This is a genomic window from Promicromonospora noduliphila (genome assembly GCF_056951025.1).
Genome location: NZ_CM167806.1, coordinates 3119545 through 3139774 on the forward strand (window position 1 = coordinate 3119545; position 20230 = coordinate 3139774).

Here is a 20230-nt window from a genome sequence, read left to right on the forward strand (position 1 = left end):
TCTCGGCCCCAGTTTCAGCCGCATGCGCCCCGCCCAGCCCAGCGGTCACGGCGTCAGCCTTCACCTCATTCCATGAACGAGCCATCTGTCACACACCTTTCTGTCCTTGAACGCCTCGACTTTGCCAGCGACGTCGCCTGTTTGCAGCAGATGAAGCGAATCAGTGCATATGCGCAACGCGCAAAGACGTGTGACGGACCCCGCCAGAAAGGTGAGGCTACCCAGCCCTTCCCGCGATGTTGGCGTCCCGCGCCCGCTCCTGGTTGCCTGAGGCCATGACCACCGAACCGTCCGAGACGGATCGCACCGACGCGCCCCGCCCCGCCGTCGGACATGCCGACGAGCCGCACGCCGAGGGCCTTGCCGAGCGGCTGAACTGGCTGCGCGCGGGCGTGCTGGGCGCCAACGACGGGATCGTGTCGGTCGCGGCGGTCGCCGTCGGTGTCGCGGCCGCCACCGCGCAGACCGGGCCGATCCTCACCGCCGGGCTCGCCGCCCTGGTGGGCGGCGCGATCTCGATGGCGCTGGGCGAGTACGTGTCGGTCTCCAGCCAGGCCGACACCCAGAAGGCCCTCATCGCCAAGGAGCGCACCGAGCTGGCCGAGATGCCGCAGGAGGAGCTCGCCGAGCTGGCCGGGCTCTACGAGGCCAAGGGCCTCTCCCCCGCAACCGCCCGCCAGGTCGCCGTCGAGCTCACCGAGCACGACGCCCTCTCGGCGCACCTGGAGGCGGAGCTCAACATCGACGAGGACGAGGTGGTCAGCCCCTGGAACGCCGCGCTGGCCTCGGCCGTCGCGTTCACCGCCGGCGCCGTCCTTCCGCTCGCCGCCGTGCTGCTCATCCCCGAGCCGTGGCGGGTCGGCGCCACGTTCGTCGTCGTGCTGGCGGCGCTGGCCGGGACCGGCTGGACCGCCGCGTGGATCGGCGACGCACCACGGGTGCGCGCCACCGCGCGCGTGGTCCTGGGCGGTGCGCTCGCCCTGGGCGCGACGTTCGCCGTGGGCTCCCTGCTCGGCACGACGGCGGCGGGGTGATCCCCCGACCGACGACCACACCGGTACCGGCCCCGTCCTGGGCCGTTCCGGGGGGCCGATCGCGTACGGTTGTGGCCCGATGAACACCATCGACATCGCTCCGCCGTCCGGCACACCCTCGTCGGCGTACGGCGTCCACTCCGAGGTCGGCCGCCTGCGCAAGGTCCTGGTCTGCGCGCCGGGCCTGGCGCACCAGCGCCTGACGCCGTCCAACTCCGCCGGCCTGCTGTTCGACGACGTGCTGTGGGTCGAGCGCGCCCAGCAGGACCACGCGGACTTCGTGGCCGAGCTGCGCGGCCGCGACGTCGACGTCGTCGAGCTGCACGCGCTGCTCGCGGAGACGCTGCGCGTGCCAGGGGCGCGCGACTGGCTGCTGGACCGCAAGATCGTGCCGGAGATCGTGGGCAACGGCCTGGTCGAGGCGACGCGCGAGTACCTGGAGTCCCTGCCGGAGCACGAGCTGGCCCGGTACCTCATCGGCGGCCTGGCCGTCGCGGACGTGCCGGAGCTGCCGCCGGGCTTCCGCGCACTCGCCGACGTCAGCCCCGACACGCGCGAGTACCTCATGCCCCCGCTGCCCAACACCCTGTTCACGCGCGACACCACGTGCTGGATCTACGGCGGCCTCACCCTGAACCCGCTGTACTGGCAGGCGCGCCGCGACGAGACCCTGCTCATGAAGGCCGTCTACACGTTCCACCCCGACTACGTGGGCAGCCGCGTGTGGTGGGGCGACCCGGAGACCGCCCACGGCGAGGCCACCTTCGAGGGCGGCGACATCATGCCGATCGGCAACGGCACCGTGTTGATGGGCATGAGCGAGCGCACCTCGCGGCAGGCGATCACGCAGGTCGCCGCCTCGCTCTTCGAGGCGGGTGCGGCCGAGCAGATCGTCGTGGCCGGCATGCCGCGCCTGCGCGCGGCCATGCACCTGGACACGATCATGACGTTCGTCGACGTCGACACCGTCACCGTGTACCCACGGATCGTGGACCGCGTGCACCCGTTCGTGCTGCGCCCGGACTCCGGCCCGCTCGGCGTGTCCGTGGCCGACGCCGGCGGGTCGGCCTTCCTCGACGTCGTCGGGCAGGTCTCGGGGCTGGGCGAGCTGCGGGTCATCGAGACCGGCGGCGACGTCTACGAGTCCGAACGGCAGCAGTGGGACAGCGGCAACAACTCCGTCGCCGTCGAGCCCGGCGTCGTGTTCACGTACGACCGCAACACCACCACGAACGACCTGCTGCGCAAGGCCGGCATCGAGGTGATCGAGATCGCCGGCGGCGAGCTGGGCCGCGGCCGCGGCGGCGGCCACTGCATGACCTGCCCGATCATCCGGGAACCCGTGAGCTGGTAGCCGCCGCCGGCGGCGCGCGACACGCCGTCGTACGACGCCGCGCCGGGCATTTGATGCATCCTTGGGTTGCAGTTCCGGAAAAGCCATAGACGCTGCCAAGTCCTCGTTGTACCTTTCTTCACACACGGACCTTATGCCGTGCGGGTAGGTGGTGTGTCCGCAGCGCCTGCCCGACCACCGATACCAGCCACATCCGACGAGACGGGAAAGGACGAGATCCACGATGGTTCGCACCAGCATTGCGCTCCAGGCCTCCGGCCCGTGCAAGGTCAGTGCTGCCACGGCGTCGTCCTACCCCACTATTGCGCAGCACCTCTGGGACGGCCGCGAGGCCATACGGGGCGCCATACGCTCCTGATCCGGCTCGGCCGGACCAGTGAACGTGAGCCGCCTCGGGAGAACTGTTCCCGGGCGGCTCTTGTCGTCCCGGGTCTGTAAAGCACTACCGAACGAATGACAGAACCGAGAACGACAAGCTCACCGGAAGGAGCAGGCCCGTGGCCGACGTCCTAGTCCTCAATGCCGGCTACGAGCCGCTGCACCGGGTATCGGTCCGGCACGCCATCCACATGCTCGTGCGCGAGGTCGCGGTCGTGGAGGAGGCGGTCGACGGCCGCTCCTTCGGGCCGTTCCCCTTACCGCGCGTGCTGCGCCTGGTCCGGTACGTCACGATGCGGTGGCTCTACAAGTCGGGCGGGGCGCCCGCGTGCACCAAGCAGGGCGTCAAACGGCGCGACGGTATGTGTGCGTACTGCGGCGGCCCCGCCGAGACCGTCGACCACATCCTGCCGCGGTCGCGCGGGGGCCCCTCGACGTGGATGAACCTCGTGGCCGCCTGCTACGCGTGCAACTCGCACAAGGCGGACCGCACCCCGGCGGAGGCCGGCATGGTGCTCCACGTGACGCCGCACGTCCCACGGGCGGAGTACGCCCGCGCGATCCGGCTCCGGGCGGCGCGCGCGGCCTGATCGTGTGAGACCGGTAGAGGTCAGGTGACCGGCAGTCCGAGCTGCCGGCCACCTGACTGTGAGGATCGCTTTCGCAGCCTGATGGTGCTGGGCTGTGGGCTGGTGGCTGTGCGTGTGACTCTTCAACTGACTGGCTTCGTGCCCTGAAAAGGACTTGTCCACGCATGGCTGCCGGCCCCGGCCCGGTCGGAGCAGCTGGCCTGATCAGGAGCTTGACCGCCCGGCGTTAGCGGCGCCGGGCGTGTCCCATCACAGTCCTGCCGTGTTCTCCGCCCCGGACCGGAACCCTCGCGTCCCGTCCCAGGCAGGAGAGAACGCATGACCAGTCTTACCGATCTACGTCAAGCCGTCGACGTCGTGATCGGCGTCGACACCCACGTGGACACGCACACCGCCGCCGTCATGGACACCCGCACCGGCCGCGTCCTGGCCGAGCTGGCCGTCCAGACCACCTCGACCGGCTACGCCCGGCTGGTCGAGCTGGCCGACCAGCACAGCGTTCTGCGAGCGTGGGCGATCGAGGGCACCGGCGGCCACGGCGCGGGCCTGGCCCGGGTCCTGGCCGACCGTGGTGAGGTCGTCGTCGAGCTCGACCGCCCCCAGCGGCCCGCCCGCCGCAACGGCGCCAAGTCCGACCCGCTGGACGCAGCCCGCGCCGCCCGAGAGGCCTTGTCCCGGACCCGACTCGGGACCCCGCGTTCTGGCGGGGACCGGCAGGCCCTGTCGGTCCTGCTGGCCGCCCGCCGCTCCGCCGTCGAAGCATCCACTAACGCCCAACGGCAGGTGTTCAGCCTAGTCATCGCCGCTCCCGAGCAGATCCGCGACAAGTTCCGCGGGATGAAGGTCCCGCAGATGCTCACCACCGCCGCCGCTCTGCGCGTCCACTCGTCCTGGGACGTCGAGACCCGCACCACCGTGACCGTGCTGCGGTCCCTGGCCCGCCGCGCCCAGACCCTGACCACCGAGGCCGACCAGCACGCCCAAGCGATCCTGGCCCTGGTCCGTGCCTGGCGGCCGGACCTGCTGGACCTGCCCGGCGTCGGACCGATCACCGCCGCGGTGGTCCTGTGCGCCTGGTCCCACCCGGGCCGCGTCTACTCCGAGGCCGCGTTCGCGATGCTCGCCGGAGCCGCACCGATCCCTGCCAACAGCGGGCACGTGACCACCCGCTACCGCCTGAACCGATACGGCGACCGGCAGCTCAACCGCGCCCTGCACACCATCGCCGTCTCACAGACCCGATACCACCAAACCACCCGCAACTACGTCACCCGCCGCACCAGCGAGGGCAAGACACCCCGCGAGATCAAACGCTGCCTCAAGCGCTACATCGCCCGCGACCTCTACCGCCGCCTCGAACACGCCCCCTCACAGCTTGACCAACCATAGGAGCGTCCTTTTGTCATTGCTCCCCGGGCACACCAAAGGCGAGGAGAACGCAGCTCCCCGCCACTCTCAACCTATAGCGCACCCGGGGTCTTGCGGCAAGACCCCCGTGGTGCCGCAGACTCGTCGCCCGGGTCCGAGGTGGCGGGTCCACCGAGCGACGGGGGACTTCTCATGCATGACGTCATCGTGGTGGGCGGCGGACCGACCGGCGTGATGCTGGCGGCCGAGCTGCGGCTGCGGGGTGTGGACGTGGTCGTGCTGGAGCGGGACGAGCGACCGACCAGGGTCGTCGGCGCGCTCGGCCTGCACGCGCGGAGCGTCGAGGTGCTGGACCAGCGCGGCCTGCTGGACCGGTTCCTCGCGCTCGGCACGCCGTACCCGGTCGGGGGCCACTTCGCCGGCATCCACAAACCGGTGCCCGACGGGCTCGACACCACCCACCCCTATGTGCTGGGCATCCCGCAGCCGGTAGTGCACCGCCTGCTGACCGAGCACGCCGTCGAGCTCGGCGCCGAGCTCCGGCGCGGCCACGAGCTCGTCGGGCTGAGCCAGGACGACGACGGCGTGGCCGCGGAGCTCGCCGACGGTACACGGCTGCGCTCGCGGTACCTCGTCGGGGCCGACGGCGGCCGCAGCACGGTGCGCAAGCTGCTCGGCGTCGGCTTTCCCGGCGAACCCGCCACGACCGAGTGGCTGCTGGGCGAGGTGCTGCTGACCGCACCGCCCGAGACCGTCGCCGCCGTGACGGCGAAGGTCCGCAAGACCCAGCTCGGGTTCGGCGCCGGGCCGGTCGAGGGCGGGAGGTTCCGCGTCGTCGTGCCGGCGGCCGGGGTGGCGGACGACCCGAGGGTCCCGCCCACGCTCGAGGAGCTCACGCGGCAGCTCCGGGCGACCGCCGGCACCGACTTCGGCGCGCACTCCCCGAGCTGGCTCTCCCGGTTCGGCGACGCCACCCGGCTGGCCGAGCGCTACCGGGTCGGCCGGGTGCTGCTGGCCGGCGACGCGGCGCACGTCCACCCGCCGCTCGGCGGGCAGGGCCTCAACCTCGGCCTCCAGGACGCGTTCAACCTGGGCTGGAAGCTGGCCGCGACGGTCGGCGGCTGGGCCCCGGACGGGCTGCTGGACAGCTACCACGCCGAACGCCACCCGGTCGCCGCCGACGTGCTCGACAACACCCGCGCGCAGAGCGAGCTGATGTCCCTGGCCCCGGGCCCGCAGGCCGCGCGGCGGCTGCTGTCCCGGCTCATGGACTTCGAGGAGGTGACCCGGTACCTCATCGGGCAGGTCACGGCCATCGGCGTCCGCTACGACCTCGGCGACGGGCACGAGCTGCTCGGCCGGCGGCTGCGCGACGTCGACCTGGGGCAGGGCCGCCTCTACGAGCTGATGCACAGCGGCCACGGCCTGCTCCTCGACCGGACCGGCCGGCTCTCGGCCGACGGGTGGGCCGACCGGGTCCGGTACGTCGCCGACGGCGGCGCGGCGCCGGACGTGCCCGCGGCGCTGCTGCGGCCCGACGGTCACGTGGCCTGGGTGGGCGAGGACCAGGCCGGGCTGGTCGAGGCGATGTCCAGGTGGTTCGGCGCCGCCCGCTGAGCGGTGAGCGCCCCACTCCGACCAGGGCGGAAACCTGGCGGGTGAAAGTCACCGGTACTCTGTCCGCGTCCACCGCCACGACGATGACCGGCGAGAAGGAAGGGGGCGCGCAGTGAGCGTCGAAACCGCTGGATGGCCGCGCGCCGAGGCCGTCGTGCGCGACGACGGCTCGGGCCGCGTGACGATCGACGGCCAGATGGTGCCCGTCTACCGGGACAGCCTGCGCGAGGCGCGCAGCGAGGTGATGCGCCTCATCATGGAGTACTCGGCGGGCATAGGGCTCGCGGTCGAGGTCCAGGCCCAGGGTCCCGAGGGACCCACGGGCCTCACCGTCTACCCGGACGGCAGCATCGTGCAGGACGGCGGCGTGGGCGCCGCGCAGGCCGCCCAGGCCGCGCTGGCGGCGAGCCTGCCGACGCCGGTGGCACCCGCGCACCTGTCGGCGCCGCCGATGTCCGGTCCGATGTCCGGTCCGGTGCCGAACCACGCCGCGCGCTCCCAGCCGGGTCACCTGCGCAACGGCATGCCCGACCAGGTCCCCGTCCGGCGGTCCGGTGTGGTACCGGGCGCCGTACCGCTGTCCGCGCCCCTGTCGGTGCCGATACCCCTCCCGATGTCGGTGCAGGCACCCGCGCCCGAGCAGCTCGCCGACCGGATGCCGCCCGGCGCCCCGCCGTCCGCCGAGCCCGCCGAGCCGCAACGGATGAGCGTCATGGGCCGCGGCGCGCAGTCGGCGCCGTTCGGGCAGCCGGCCCAGAGCCGGAGCGGCGCGTTCGAGACCACGGCGCCGCCGGCGCCGGACACCCACGCAGCGCCGGACGCCTACGGCGAGTCCCCGTTCGGCCCGAGCGTCCGCCCCGACGGCGCACGGCACGACAACCGCCGCTCGTTCCTCATGCAGGACCGGCTCGACGAGCCGGCCACCCGGGGCGTGCGCGGCGCGCTGGCGCGGATCGGCTTCCGGGTGCGGCCCAACGAGGCCGAACGGGCCGAGCGCGCGGACGAGCAGGTCGTCAGCCAGCACTGGCCAGGACCGCGCACCATCTCGATAGTGAACGGCAAGGGCGGAGCGGGCAAGACGCCGGCCACGGTGCTGCTGTCGGCGGTCTTCTCCTCGCACGGCGGCTCCGGCGTCGTCGCCTGGGACAACAACCAGACGCGCGGCACCCTGGGCTGGCGCACCGAGCAGGGCCCGCACGAGGCGACCCTGCTCGACATGATCCCGCAGACCGAGCACTTCCTCGGCCCGACGGCGCAGCTTGCCGACCTCGCCTGGTTCGTGCACCACCAGTCGCGCGACCGGTTCGACGTCCTCCGCTCCAAGCCGATGGCCCTGGCGCACGAGCAGCGCATCTCGTCCGAGGACGTGGACGCGATCCACGCCGTGCTCGCCAAGTACTACCGGATGATCTTCATCGACTCCGGCAACGACGAGTCCGACCCGATGTGGCTGCGCATGATCGACCACACGGACCAGCTCGTGGTGGCCACCAGCACCCGCGACGACCACGCGGAGGCCGGCGCGCTGCTCCTGGAGGCGCTCGCGAACCGCGGGGAGCACATGGCGGAGCTGGCCCGCAAGGCGGTCGTGGTGGTGAGCCAGTCCGACCCCAAGGCGACCCCCGCCGACATGCGCCGGGTCGCCCAGGGGTACCGCTCGCTGGCGCGCGAGGTGGTCACCATCCCGTTCGACCCGGCCATGGTGGACGGTCAGCTCGTCTACCGCTCGCTGCGGCCGGTCACCCGCCGCGCCTGGCTCGCGGCGGGTGCGGCCGTGGCGCGGGGCTTCTGACCCCGGGCGGACGCCGGGCCGCGGCTAGCGCACCGGCTCCACCGCCATCGCGCCCGACCAGCGCGCCAGTGCCACGATCGCCAGCACGTCGAGGACCACCACGCCGCGCTCCACCAGGCCGAGCGCCGCGGCGGTGAGCGACCCGGGCCCGCTGCTCGCCAGGAGGGTCACCGCGAACGGCACCACGCACGCCACCATAAGGCCGGCCACGACGCCCACCGCCGTCGCGTGCCCGCTCCAGCGGGACGCGCCGCGGTACCGCCACCACAGCAGCGCGCACAGCGCGGGCAGGCTCACGAAGTTCGCGACGGTGCACAGCATGTGCACCGTGCCGTACCAGGTGCTCGGCCCGCCGACGGGGTCCTTGAGGAACACCGTCAGCCCGAGCAGGCTCACGCACCACACGCCCAGCAGCACCGCGGCCGCCGGCTGGGTCCGCAGGAGCCCGTGGCGCACCCAGTGGGCGCCCAGCAGCACCACCGCGGCGTTCGCGCCGAGCAGTGCGAGCGTGTAGGCGACGCCCACCTCCCCCGTGCTCACCGGGTACTCCGACATCAGCTCGCGGACCGGGTCCACACCGCCGGAGCCCGGCAGCAGGTGGACGCCGACGAGCGTCACCAGTGCCGCGCCGGCCAGGAAGAGGGCCCGCCTCGGGGTCGGGCGGGTAGTCGTGATCTCCATGGCCCCGACGGTAGGAATCGGGCGTGGGCCTCAACCATGGTGCGCCCCGCCGAGCCGGGGTGGGGCTGTCCCCTCCGCCGTCCCCCGTCGTGAACCACCGCGCGGCGCCGGCCGGGCCGGCGCGCCGCGCGGTCAGGTGCTCAGCCCCGGGCGCTCAGCGCGCCGGCCACCAGCTCGAGGGTCTGCGCCCGGCCGACGGTCGCGTCCAGCGGCTCGCCGTCCCGCGACCCGGCGACCGGGACGAGCATGACCTCCTCGACGCCGTGCCGCTCGGCCAGGCCGCGCACCTCGGCCGCCACGTGCTCGGCGTCGCCGATCAGCCAGCGGGTCCGCATCGCCTCGATGGCCTGGGCGAGCAGCCCGTCGGCGGGTTCGTCCGCCGTGGCGCGCAGCGCCTCCTCGACGGTCTCGAGCGCGCCGAGCTTCTGGCCGGACCGCAGCCGCGCCATCTGGCGGAGCTGCGGCAGGGCGCGGTCGTGCGCCTCGTCCGACGTCGGCGCGGCCACCGCGTTGACCGTCACGAACGTGCGCGGCTCCGGGTGCTGTTCCGAGGGCCGGTAGCCGTCCCGGTACAGCGCGAGGATCTGGTCCATCCCCTGCCCCGAGAAGTGGTTCGCGAACACGTACGGGAGGCCGAGCTCGGCGGCCAGGCGCGCCGAGTAGTCGCTGGAGCCCAGCAGCCACACCGTGGGCACCCCGGCGGCGGCCGGGGTGGCCCGCACGTCGTAGACGTCGCCGGAGACCAGCCGCAGGCGGGCGCCGTCGGGCCCCATGAGGCTCAGGATGTCGGTGACATGCTGCGGGAAGCGGTCGACGTCCGCCGTCGGACCGGTGGCGCGCAGGAGGGACGTGACCACGGGGTCGCTGCCCGGGGCGCGGCCGATGCCGAGGTCGATCCGGCCGGGCGCGACGGCCTCCAGGGCCGCGAACTGCTCCGCGACCACGAGCGGGGCGTGGTTCGGCAGCATCACGCCACCCGACCCGACCCGGATGCGGGAGGTCCGCGTGACCGCCGCCGCGATCATCACGGGCGGCGACGACGCCGCGACGGCCGCCATGTTGTGGTGCTCGGCGAACCAGTAGCGCTCGAAGCCGAGGCGGTCGGCGAGCGCCGCCAGGTCGAGCGAGGCCGACAGGGCCTGGGCGCTGGTCTGGCCCGAGCGGACGGGCACGAGGTCAAGGACGGACAAGCGTGGCTGGGTGTTCATCGCTCAGGTCAACCGTTGCGGGGTCGGGCGTGTTCCTGGTCCGCGGGCGCTCGTGCCAGCCCCGGACGCGGCCCGGGAAGGACGCGGGAACCGGGCCGCGGACCGCCCGGTATCGCCGGAGTCATGGCGCCGACCCCCTTCGGCCTGACATGATCGCGAGCGTGTCTGTTGATGTGCGCCCCGCGACCGACGACGACGTCGATGCCGTGGTCGACCTGTTCCGCCAGTACCTCAGGTTCTACGAGCAGGAGGTGCCCGACGCCGAGGCGCGCGCCTACCTGACCGCCCGCCGCGACGCGGGCGACAGCGTGCTGCTCGTCGCGGTGCTGGTGCCCGAGGACGACGAGTCTGGGCAGGCGGACGCCGAGCCCGCGCTGGTCGGGTTCGCGCAGAGCTATCCCACCTGGTCGTCGGTGAGCCTGAGCCGGTCCTGGGTGCTGAACGACCTGTTCGTCACGCCCGCCGCGCGCGGGACGGGCGCCGGGCGTGCCCTCGTGCAGGACACGTGCCGCAGGGCCAAGGAGGACGGCGCCGTCCGCGTCTCGCTGGCCACCGCGTGGGACAACGTCGCGGCCCAGGGCCTGTACGAGACCGAGGGTTTCGTGCGCGACGAGCACTTCCACCACTACGCGTACGTGACGGGCGCCTGACCGCTCGTACCTCGTCCGGCGCGCCGTCCGCCAGTTCGCGGTGCTCTCTGCTTCACTTCCCTGGTCCGGCTGGAACATACCTGGTCAAATAGGCCCATTCCACCAGCCATTCGCCGATTCGGGGAGACCCCGGGAACTGGAGCGCACACCACCATGATGGGAGGCCACCACGCCGCGTCGGGAGCCGCGGCCTGGATCGCAGTCACGGCGTCGACGCCGATCGCCTTCGGCTGGTACCCCGTGACGGACACCGGCGTCATGGCGGGAGCCCTCGTCTGCGCGGGGGCCGCGCTGCTGCCCGACGCCGACCATCACTCCGGCACCATCGCGAACTCGCTGTCGCCGGTCTCGGACTGGGTGGTCAAGGGGATCGAGACCGTCTCGGGCGGGCACCGCAAGGGCACGCACTCGATCCTCGGCGTCGCCGTGTTCACGGCGATCGCCTGGGCCTTCAGCCTCCTGAGCATCGACACGGGCAACGAGCAGTTCGGGACCATCCTCATCGGCCCAGGCATCATGTGCGTGCTGCTGGTCGCGTTCGCCCTCAAGGCGCTCAAGATCACCCGGGACACCAAGCTCCTGCCCTGGACGACGTCGATCACGCTGGCGGTCCTCATCGCGATCTTCGCGCCGGAGGAGTGGTTCTGGATGCCGTTCAGCGTCGCGCTCGGCTGCGTGGTGCACATCCTCGGCGACCTGATCACGACGGCGGGCGTGCCGCTGCTGTGGCCGCTGAAGTTCCGGTCCCCCTACTGGATGCGCAACGGGCGCGGCATCGAGCTCGACATGATCTGGCGGTCCGGCGGCAACCTCGCCATCCCGATCCTCGGCGACGCCGGCTCGGTGCGCGAGTGGATAGTGCTCATCCCGATGTCGCTGTACGCGGTGGTCGGCGTCGTGTGGGCGCTGCTGAACACGATGGGCTACGACACCATGGCGGTCTGGAACCAGATCGTCGGGTTCTTCCCGGGCTGAGCCCGGACCGGCCCTGCCCGTGCGCGGGCGGGCCGCGCCACGGGCGGGGCCGGTCAGTGGCTCACAGCCCGCCGGCCACCGCCGCGCCGGCCGCGAGCCAGGCGCGGCGCGTGTCCGGGCGCAGCGCGCCGTACCGCAGGTGGCCGTCGGCCATCGCCGGGTCGAACGGGATGGTGACCACGGCGCGGGCCAGCGACCGGTACCCGTCGGCCACGCGCTCCAGCTCGCTGGCCGGCTCCTTCTGGTCGGCCTGGCTCACCACCACGACCGCCTGCTGCGCCAGGTACGCCGACCGCCCGTCGCGCGTCGAGAGCGCCTCCAGCAGCAGGGCGCCGGCCTCGGCGTGGTCGTCGCGCGTCGTGGTGGCGACCACGAGCTGGTCGGTCAGGTCGATCATCCGCTGCCACATGGGGTCGGACTCGTCGTTGCCGGAGTCGATGAGGATCATCCGGTAGTACTTCGACAGCACCGAGTGGATGGCGTCGACGTCCTGCGGCTCGATGCGCTGCTCGTTCGCCATCGCTATCGGCTTGGACCGCAGCACGTCGAACCGGTCGCGCGTCTGGTGGTGCACGTACCGGGCAAGGTCGGCGGCCTGCGCCGACGGGCCGAGCAGCCGGTCGGTCTGCGGCAGCAGGTCCAGCAGCGTGGACTCGTGCGGGCCCTGCTCGGTGCGCCAGCCCAGCGTGCCGCGGGTCTGGTTGTTGTCCCACGTGACCACGCCCGCTCCGCCGAACTGTGCGAACACCGCGGCGAGCAGCACGGTCGACGGCGTCTTGCCCGCCCCGCCCTTGCCGTTCACCATCGAGATGGTGCGCGGGCCCGGCCAGTGCTGGCTCACCGCCCGCTCGTCGGCGCGCTCGGCGCGCTCCGACTCGCTGGGCCCGACCCGCAGGCCCATGCGGGTCAGCATCCCGCGGAAGCCCTGCGTCGCCGGGTCCTCGTCCTGCTGGTGCGTGAGGAACGACTGGCGCGCCTCGCGGCGCGAGCGCGGACCGTCCCCCTCGACCCTCGGCGTCGGGTCCGACGGCGGCGCGGACAGGCCGGGGCCCGCAGCGGGGGCTCCGGCGACCGGCACCGCGTCCACCGGCCCGGACACGGGGCCGGGCGTGGCCTCCGCCGCGTTCTCGCGCACCCAGTCGGCCACGTCGGAGCGGCCGGCCGGATCCGCGCCGACGGCGGCCGACGAGCCGGGCAGGTCGTTCGACGGGACGGGAACCGTGGCGGCGGGCTCCGCCGGCGGCGCCGCGACGCCCGGCCCGTCCTGCGCCCGCGGGGCGCGGCGCACGGTGTCGTCGGGGTCGATCTCGACGGCGGACCCGAGCGGTTCCGGGCCGACGGCGGCGCCGGCCTGGTCGGCGGGCGTGCCGGCCGCGGGCCGGTCGGTGGCCGGCACACCGTCGAACGCGGGGGCGGGCGTCTGGGGAGCGGGCGTCTGGGAGACCGGCACCGAGGAGGCGGGCGGCGCCTGCGGCGTCGGGGCCGACGGCGGCGCCAGCTCGTCCTCCTCCGGCACCACCGTCCCGTCCGGGTGCACGATCAGGTTCCAGAGGCCTTCGGGGCCGGTCGCCGAGGCGCGCACGGGCCGGCCGACCTGCACGGCGTTCTCCGTCACCCGGCGCAGCACCTCGACGCGCGCTTCTTCCAGGCTTCCGGCACTGATCGGGTGGAACGCCCCGTCGATCGTCACCTCGCCGGTGCCGTCCTCCCGGACTATCGCGTCGATCCGAGGCCAGCGGGGCACGGTGTCAGAGCTCATGCATTTCCTCCGAAGTTCCTGGGTAAAGCGGCATCACGTGGTTCGCCCCCAAGCAAGGGTCGGACATGATCGCCCGCCTGGCCAGCCCAACGGGGCATTCACCCCACCTGGTAGGTTCTCGCGCAAACAGGTGTCGAAACCGGGACCACAACCGAGGAGCCTCCGCGTGTCCGACGAGCCCACCCGCCGTATTCCTCAGGCGGCCGACCCCACGCAGATCCAGCAGCCGCCCCACCGTCCGGGACAGCCCGGCGCCCCGTCATCGTATGCCGCGACGCAGCGGATGGATGCGATCCAGGCGGGCCAGGCTGCCAGTCGGTGGGCCCCCGGGAACCAGGGCGACTCCGGCGTCGACGAAGAGACGCACGTGATGCAGCCACCCCGGGGAGCCTCCGCCGTCGACGAGCAGACCCAGATGATGCCCCCGCCCCGCGGGGCCTCCGCCGTCGACGAGCAGACGCAGATGATGCCGCCGCCAGGGGCGGCGCAGCGGGACTACCGGGCCGCGACGCCGCCGCCCGCGCGGCCGTTCCGCCCGTACGAGAACCAGCAGCCCACGCAGCCGCAGGCGCCCGCCGCGTTCCCGGGTGAGCCCGGCTACGGACAGGGCCAGCAGGGCTACGGCCAGGGTCAGCCCGGCTACGGGCAGCAGGGGTACGGCCAGCCGGGCCAGGGCTACCAGCAGCCGGGCTACAGCCAGCCGGCGCAGCAGGGCTACGGGCAGCAGGGTTATGGGCCGCAGGGCCAGCAGCCCGGCCAGCCGTACCCCTTCGACCAGGGCTTCGGCCCGCAGGGTCAGCCGACGCCGCCCCGCAGGGACCGCGACAGGGACCGGGACGACTCCGGCGGCGGCTCGGCGGCGGGCGCCGTCCTGGCGTGGATCCCGCGGATCCTGCTCGCGCTCAGCGTCTACCAGCTCGTCCGGCTGATCCCCGGGTTCGACGTCATGCCGGACACGTCGCAGTTCCCGCTGTTCCGCGGCATCGGCGACGGCGTGCTCGCCATGCTCAACCTCAACCCCGAGTGGTCCGACCAGGCGGCCAACCTGACCATCCCCGTGCTCGGCATCGCGCTCGCCGGCCTGCTCAACACGATCCGCGCGCTGAACACGTCGATCGCCATCTGGCCGTACGGTCTGGCGGTCGTCGCGTGGATCGTCGTGTTCGCCGTCGGCGGGATCATCGGCTACGCGCAGGACGCCACGGCGGACCTGGAGCAGAACGTCCGAGACACCGTGGACCAGGAGATCGAGGACGCCAAGGAGGACGCACAGGAGTCCGTCGAGCAGCAGGTCCAGGAGGGCGTCGAGAACGCGACGGAGGACGCCGGGCAGGGCATCACGGACCAGCTCGAGGACGCCCTGCCGGGCGGCAACGGATAAGGTCACGGCTCGGGGACTTTCCTCGGGTGAATCGCTGGACGCTGATAGATTTTCTCAGGTCCGACCGGTAGTTCCGGTGCGCTGCTGAGGAGACCTTGCTTGTCCGACGAGACCACCCGCACGACGGCCGCACGACCTGCCGGCCAGGCGGGCCGGGGTGGCGACCAGACCGCCAACGCGTGGCCCCCGCCCGCGCCCACGCGGGTGGTGCCGCCGACCGCGCCGACGCGGGTCGTCCAGCCGGCGGGGCCGTCCGGGCCGGCGAGTGCTGGTGGGCCTGTGAGCGCTGCGGGGCCCGCGGGCACCGCGGGGCCGGTGAGCGCGGTCCCGGGTGTCGGGGGCGTCACGGCGTCGCGCATCCCCGCCACGGGCGAGATCCTCGGCCCGTTCCAGCTCGGCGCATCGCTCGGCCACGGCGGGTTCGCGCACGTCTACCGCGCCACGGGGCCGGGCGGCGAGGTCGCGCTCAAGGTGCTGACCAATCACGAGTCCGGGACGCTGGAGCGGTTCGCGGGCGAGGCAGCCCTGCTGGAGCGGCTCGCGGGGCGCGGGTTCCCGCGGTTCGTCGCGGCCGACCTGCAGGGGCCGACGCCCTGGTTCGCCATGGAGCTCGTGCCGGGCGCCACCCTGGCCCAGCGGGTGGCCTCCGGCGGCCCGCTGCCGGTGCACGAGGTGCTGCGCGTGGCCGACGACGTCCTCGACGCCCTCGCCGTCCTGCAGGAGGAGCACTTCCTGCACCGGGACGTGAAGCCGGCCAACATCATCGCGGCACCCGACCGGTACGTGCTGATCGACCTCGGCATCGCCAAGGGGCACGGCACCAGCACCTCGACGCATGCGGCGGGCACCATCTCGTACATGGCGCCGGAGCTGTTCGTGCGCAAGCCGCACGCCCGCTCCGACGTGTACAGCCTCGGCCTCCTGCTGATCTTCCTGGCCACGGGCGAGCTGCCGAACGACCTCAACTTCGCGGGGCGCGATCTGACGGCTGCCGACGTCGGACCGGTCGACCAGCGGCTGCTCCCCCTGATCCTCGCGATGACGCGGCACCACCCGGAGGACCGGCCGCCGCTGCACAACCTGTCGCGCACCGTGGCCCAGCTCGCGGCCGGCAGCGCGGGCCTCGACCAGACGCTGCTGGCCGCGGCCGATGCCACCGTGGTCGAGCGGCGCCTCGTCACCGAGGTGCTGACGGGCAACGGGGCGTCGTCCGCCGTCGCGCCCACCGGGGTGCTCGCGCACAACCCGGTGCGGCAGGGTGAGCCCATCACCAACCTGGTCTACGACCAGCAGCTCATGGGCCGCCTGCACCAGGTGCACGGCGACGGGTTCGACGGCGCCGCCGAGGCCGTCATCTCGACGTACCTGTCCGCCGTCGGGCCGCAGCGGGCGGGCGGACGCGCGCCCTCGGAGATCAAGGACTACCTCTGGGCCGCGATGCGCTGGGCGCCCGCCTTCACCCCGGAGGGGTACGCAGACACGTACGAGGGCTGGGCCGCCTACCGGCAGCGGCACGGCCTACCGCTCCCCGGCAGCCCGACGCCGACGACGCCCCGGCGGCAGGTCAGCAGCTCGACCCAGCGCGTGGCGCCCGTCACGAACCAGCAGGCGACGCAGGTGGCGCCGTCGTTCCGCCCGGGCTCCGCCGCGACGAGCACCCGCCCGGTGCCCGTGCCCGTTCCTGCCCCGGTCCCGGCGCAGCGGCCGGTACCGCCGGCCGGCACGCAGCCCGGCCCGGTCCAGCCCCAGGTCCCGGCGCAGCCGCCGGTCGAACCGGTGTCGCGGCGGGGCTCCGACGGCGGCTCGCAGGACGCCAGGCGGCGCGACTCCGACGGGGGCGCGCACGTCGTGGCGACGCTCGCCGGCTGGATCCCACGCCTGCTGCTCGCCGTGGCGGTCTACCAGCTCGTGCGGCTGATCCCCGGCTTCGAGGTGATGCCGAGCGCGGCCGAGCTGCCGCTGTTCGCGGCGCTCGGCGACCTCGCGGTGTCGACGCTGGGCCTGGACCCGGTGTGGGCTCCCCGGATGGCGGAGCTGTCGATCCCGCTGCTCGGCATCGTGGCGTCCGCCGTCGTGAACCTCGTCGGGGCCGTGCGCAGGCGGCGCGGCGGGCGCACCTGGCCGCTCTGGCTGGTCGTGGTGGTGTGGGTGATCGTGATAGCCGTGCAGGGTGTGGTCGGCTACGCGCAGCAGGTCACCCAGAACGCGCGCGACTCCTTCGAGCAGCAGCGCGAGCAGCTCCAGGACGACATCGAGCAGGGCGTCCAGGACACCACGGAGGACGTGCGGGACTCCCTGTGGGAGTCGATCGAGGACGCGCTCCCCTGGAACTCTTCGTCCGGCGAGGGCTCTGGCTGAGGGGGCTGGTGAGGGGGCTGGCGGCGGGGGCTGGCTGAGCGGGTGGTGACGGTGGCTCGTGTGGGGCCACCCAGTGACGGTGACTCAGGTGGCGCCAGCGGCCGCCGCCGTCGGCAGTTTGCCTCGCGAACTCGGCAGTTGGCATCGAGATCGGTCCAGGCCTGAGCCGATCTCGATGCCAACTGCCGACCTCACAGGAAACTACCGACCTCGCAGGCCAGGGCCGCACCGTGGAAGCGCTGACCTCAACCACGGCTCGCAACTTCTTCGGCGGGCGACAGGTGGCCCGCAGCGGCGCCGTCGGCAGGGCTCGCAAACTTTGGTAAGCCGGGGGCCTCTCCGCACGGAGTTGCAACCGCTGGAGCGCGACCACAGGCAGGGTTGGGGCGCATCCGTCCACAGTTGGCGCCACCCGCCACGTCGCGCGCCACCTCACCCGACACCCTTGTGGTCATGAATGCCACACCAACCCAGGCCATCGTGTCCGTTCCCGATGTCGTCCTCGCGCGTGAGCGCGACAAGAACCAACTCGCCCTGGCCAGCCGCCAGGGCACCCTCGTCCGGATCCGGCGTGGCGCCTACTGTGACACGCGCGCCATCCGGGTCGGCGGCCCGTCGGCGGCAGCACGCGAGAAGAAGAACAAGGAGCTGGCCCGCGCACGCGCGCTGCACACGCAGTTGCGCTCCGACCCTGTCTTCAGCCACACGACGGCGGCCCTGCTGCTGGGATGCCTCGTCTGGAGGGTGCCCGGTCGCACGCATGTGTACCAGCGTTATCGCGCCTCGGCCCGCTCGGCGAAGGACATCGCACGGCACCTGGGCAGGCTCCCGCCCGAGGACGTCACGACTGTCCAGGGCCTACCGGTCACGTCGCTCGCGCGCACCGTCGTCGACTGTGCTCTGGCGTTCCACCCGCTGGAAGCGCTCGTGATCGCCGACTCCGCACTGCGGCTGGGCGCGGACCGCGACACTCTGCTCACGATGCTCGACGCTCGGACCGGTCAGCGCGGAGTCCGGCGGGCACGGCTGGTGATCGACCTGGCGGACGGCGGTTCCCAGTCGGCATGGGAGACCTGGGTGCGCTACGAGGTGCTGCGCGTCGGCCTGCCTCGACCGACCACGCAGATGCCAGTCCAGACCGACGTCGGGCTCTTTCACACCGATCTCGGGTACGAGCAGTGGGCGCTGGGCATCGAGTTCGACGGGCTGGTCAAGTACCGGCCGGACGGCGTACGCCCCGGCCACGATCCCGCCCGGGAGTACATGGACGAGAAGGTGCGCGCCGAGGCGATCCGCCGGGCCGGCGTCACCGTGGAGCGCGTCAGCGCTGCGGACCGCGGTGATGTGCGGTCGATGCTCGCCCGGTTCACCGCACACCTACCGCCAGACGTAATACGGAACGCTCGGGTCAACCCGCTACTACCACCCACCTGACTGCTCGCTTATCGCCCCACAGTCGGCAGTTTGCCCCGTGAACTCGGCAGTTGGCATCGAGATCGGCTCAGGCCTGGACCGATCTCGATGCCAACTGCCGACCTCACAGAAAGGTGCCGATCTCAGGGGCCAGAAAAACAGGTGCGGTTCCGGAGGTGGGCGTGCCATGCTCGTCGCACGGTCACCGGGTCAACCCCTTGCGGCGCTCGATGACCGGCCAGCTCAGACAGGAGACAGCTCCCGCACGTCGCGTTCGAGCGCGGTGCGGACATGGAAGGGAGGCGGTCATGGACGACGTCGTTCGCGCGGCTGCCTTCGCGGCAGCAGACGCCACTGTCACCAGGAGCGCCCGGGGCTGATCCGGTAGTGCTCCGGCATCAAGGAGCACTGTCTTGCCTCGTTTTCCCGAAGCACCCAAGTCCGTCCTGATCCGCGCCGCGGCCCGGGACGGCAAGTCCAACACTCGGTCGACGGCGGCCGAACGCCGCGCCGCGCACCGCCGGGTCGGCCGCGAGGACCTGGAGGGCCCGCACCCGAGCGAACTCGGAGCCGGCGAGCTCGACGTCGACCGATCCGTCGACCGATCCGGGGACCGCGAGCCCGGCGCGTACCGGCCCGGCACGGGCCGCAGCGACGCCGGCTCGGACGGCTTCACCGACCCCGACGGCCTCACTGACCCGGACGGCCTCGTCGATCCGTACGACGCCGCCGACCCCTTCGGCGTCGCCCATCCCGCCCAGCCGGACCCCACCCAGCCCGGTCCGGGGCAGCGCTGGTCCACCTGGCGGTCGGTCGCCAAGGGGCAGCGCGGGCCCGAGCCGCTGCCCGAATGGCTGGTCACGCGCGACGCCGCCATCGACACAGAGCTCGGCATCCTCAAGACCGGCAAGGAGGCCGACGCGTTCCTGGTGGAGCGCGCGGTCCCGGAGGAGGCCGACCACTCGCCGGACCGCCTGTCGGGCCAGGCAGCCCAGCGCTGCCTGCTGGTCGCCAAGCGCTACCGCAGCCTGGAGCACGGGCAGTTCCACCGCGGTACCGAGTACACCGAGGGCCGCCGGGTCCGGCGCACCCGCGACCAGCGCGCCATGGAGGACCGCAAGTCCGCGTGGGGCCGCGCGGTGTCGGCCACCCAGTGGGCCGACGCCGAGTTCGTCGCCCTGCGGGACGCCTGGTCGGCGGGCGCGCCGGTGCCCTATCCGGTGCAGATCGACGGCACCGAGGTGCTCATGGAATTCGTGGGCACGGAGGAGACCGACGACGCCGGCCGCACCCAGGCCGTCGCCGCGCCGCGCCTGGCCCGGGAGCGCCCGCCGCGCGACCTGCTCGAGTCGTACTGGGAGCAGCTCACGCACGGGATGTCGGTGCTGGCCCGGCTCGGCTTCGCCCACGGCGACCTGTCCCCGTACAACATCCTGGCGCACGGCGAGCGGCTGGTCATCATCGACCTGCCGCAGGTCGTCGACCTCGTGTCCAACCCGTTCGCGAGCGATGTGCTGCTGCGGGACTGCCGGACCGTGTGCGCCTGGTTCACGGCCCGTGGGCTCGACGTCGACCCGGACGCCCTGTTCGCCGACCTGCTCGCGCAGATCTTCTGACTGCGAGGATCGCTCCCGCAGCCTGATCGTGCTGGGCTGTGTGCTGGTGGCGGTCA

General features: G+C 73.0%; 15 protein-coding genes. 12 read left to right on the forward strand and 3 right to left on the reverse strand.

All coding sequences use genetic code 11. The features are described 5' to 3' along the window. Positions 1-275 precede the first annotated feature (275 nt). The 6 genes from AC0QU1_RS13670 (at position 276) to AC0QU1_RS13695 (ending at position 8133) form a co-directional block, all read left to right on the forward strand. Entirely contained in the window at positions 276-1034 is a 759-nt protein-coding gene (locus AC0QU1_RS13670) for a VIT1/CCC1 transporter family protein (RefSeq protein WP_483569913.1), read from the forward strand. Between the two features lie 79 nt (positions 1035-1113). Then, positions 1114-2388 carry an arginine deiminase gene (locus AC0QU1_RS13675; protein ID WP_483569915.1) on the forward strand — a complete coding sequence of 425 codons (1275 nt, stop codon included), beginning with the start codon at positions 1114-1116 and terminating at the stop codon, positions 2386-2388. Between the two features lie 497 nt (positions 2389-2885). After that, positions 2886-3356, forward strand: coding sequence for an HNH endonuclease (locus AC0QU1_RS13680; protein ID WP_483569917.1), 471 nt, complete (start codon positions 2886-2888; stop codon positions 3354-3356). 318 nt (positions 3357-3674) lie between these two features. Beyond that, entirely contained in the window at positions 3675-4745 is a 1071-nt protein-coding gene (locus AC0QU1_RS13685) for an IS110 family RNA-guided transposase (RefSeq protein ID WP_483569918.1), read from the forward strand. A gap of 171 nt (positions 4746-4916) precedes the next feature. Further along, complete coding sequence (rox, locus tag AC0QU1_RS13690; RefSeq protein ID WP_483569919.1) at positions 4917-6341, forward strand: rifampin monooxygenase; 1425 nt, start codon at positions 4917-4919, stop codon at positions 6339-6341. 112 nt (positions 6342-6453) lie between these two features. Next, on the forward strand, positions 6454-8133 hold the full coding sequence (locus tag AC0QU1_RS13695) for a MinD/ParA family ATP-binding protein (RefSeq protein ID WP_483569921.1): 1680 nt from the start codon (positions 6454-6456) through the stop codon (positions 8131-8133). A 24-nt stretch (positions 8134-8157) separates the two neighbouring features. On the opposite strand, the gene AC0QU1_RS13700 is transcribed toward AC0QU1_RS13695, so the two are convergent. Continuing rightward, positions 8158-8814 (reverse strand): DUF998 domain-containing protein, encoded by a 657-nt coding sequence (locus tag AC0QU1_RS13700; protein WP_483569922.1) that lies wholly within the window; start codon positions 8812-8814, stop codon positions 8158-8160. Positions 8815-8954: 140 nt separating this feature from the next. Continuing rightward, the gene (locus AC0QU1_RS13705) at positions 8955-10022 is read right to left on the reverse strand and encodes an LLM class flavin-dependent oxidoreductase (RefSeq protein WP_483569923.1); all 1068 of its coding nucleotides are present in this window, start codon (positions 10020-10022) and stop codon (positions 8955-8957) included. A gap of 161 nt (positions 10023-10183) precedes the next feature. Between AC0QU1_RS13705 and AC0QU1_RS13710 the strand changes: the two genes are divergently transcribed. Continuing rightward, positions 10184-10672, forward strand: a complete 489-nt coding sequence (locus AC0QU1_RS13710; protein ID WP_483569924.1) for a GNAT family N-acetyltransferase — start codon at positions 10184-10186, stop codon at positions 10670-10672. Between the two features lie 153 nt (positions 10673-10825). Then, positions 10826-11647: a metal-dependent hydrolase gene (locus AC0QU1_RS13715; RefSeq protein ID WP_483569925.1), complete on the forward strand. Its 822-nt coding sequence runs from the start codon at positions 10826-10828 to the stop codon at positions 11645-11647. Between the two features lie 61 nt (positions 11648-11708). On the opposite strand, the gene AC0QU1_RS13720 is transcribed toward AC0QU1_RS13715, so the two are convergent. Then, the gene (locus tag AC0QU1_RS13720; RefSeq protein WP_483569926.1) at positions 11709-13406 is read right to left on the reverse strand and encodes a MinD/ParA family ATP-binding protein; all 1698 of its coding nucleotides are present in this window, start codon (positions 13404-13406) and stop codon (positions 11709-11711) included. 166 nt (positions 13407-13572) lie between these two features. Here AC0QU1_RS13720 and AC0QU1_RS13725 point away from each other — a divergent pair, with 166 nt between their 5' ends. The 4 genes from AC0QU1_RS13725 to AC0QU1_RS13740 all read left to right on the forward strand — a co-directional run bounded on the left by AC0QU1_RS13725 (position 13573) and on the right by AC0QU1_RS13740 (position 20174). Beyond that, positions 13573-14787 carry a hypothetical protein gene (locus AC0QU1_RS13725; protein ID WP_483569927.1) on the forward strand — a complete coding sequence of 405 codons (1215 nt, stop codon included), beginning with the start codon at positions 13573-13575 and terminating at the stop codon, positions 14785-14787. 99 nt (positions 14788-14886) lie between these two features. Then, positions 14887-17145 (forward strand): serine/threonine-protein kinase, encoded by a 2259-nt coding sequence (locus tag AC0QU1_RS13730; protein ID WP_483569928.1) that lies wholly within the window; start codon positions 14887-14889, stop codon positions 17143-17145. Positions 17146-17598: 453 nt separating this feature from the next. Further along, positions 17599-18579: a hypothetical protein gene (locus AC0QU1_RS13735; RefSeq protein WP_483569930.1), complete on the forward strand. Its 981-nt coding sequence runs from the start codon at positions 17599-17601 to the stop codon at positions 18577-18579. 392 nt (positions 18580-18971) lie between these two features. Continuing rightward, the gene (locus tag AC0QU1_RS13740; RefSeq protein ID WP_483569932.1) at positions 18972-20174 is read left to right on the forward strand and encodes a serine protein kinase RIO; all 1203 of its coding nucleotides are present in this window, start codon (positions 18972-18974) and stop codon (positions 20172-20174) included. Positions 20175-20230 lie beyond the last annotated feature (56 nt).

Excerpts from the sequence above, each read along its gene's own strand:
- rox (WP_483569919.1), top strand. The coding sequence starts at position 4,917 with ATGCATGACGTCATCGTGGTGGGCGGCGGACCGACCGGCGTGATGCTG.
- AC0QU1_RS13670 (WP_483569913.1), top strand. The coding sequence starts at position 276 with ATGACCACCGAACCGTCCGAGACGGATCGCACCGACGCGCCCCGCCCC.
- AC0QU1_RS13675 (WP_483569915.1), top strand. The coding sequence starts at position 1,114 with ATGAACACCATCGACATCGCTCCGCCGTCCGGCACACCCTCGTCGGCG.
- AC0QU1_RS13735 (WP_483569930.1), top strand. The coding sequence starts at position 17,599 with ATGAATGCCACACCAACCCAGGCCATCGTGTCCGTTCCCGATGTCGTC.
- AC0QU1_RS13685 (WP_483569918.1), top strand. The coding sequence starts at position 3,675 with ATGACCAGTCTTACCGATCTACGTCAAGCCGTCGACGTCGTGATCGGC.
- AC0QU1_RS13715 (WP_483569925.1), top strand. The coding sequence starts at position 10,826 with ATGATGGGAGGCCACCACGCCGCGTCGGGAGCCGCGGCCTGGATCGCA.
- AC0QU1_RS13720 (WP_483569926.1), bottom strand. The coding sequence starts at position 13,406 with ATGAGCTCTGACACCGTGCCCCGCTGGCCTCGGATCGACGCGATAGTC.
- AC0QU1_RS13700 (WP_483569922.1), bottom strand. The coding sequence starts at position 8,814 with ATGGAGATCACGACTACCCGCCCGACCCCGAGGCGGGCCCTCTTCCTG.
- AC0QU1_RS13705 (WP_483569923.1), bottom strand. The coding sequence starts at position 10,022 with ATGAACACCCAGCCACGCTTGTCCGTCCTTGACCTCGTGCCCGTCCGC.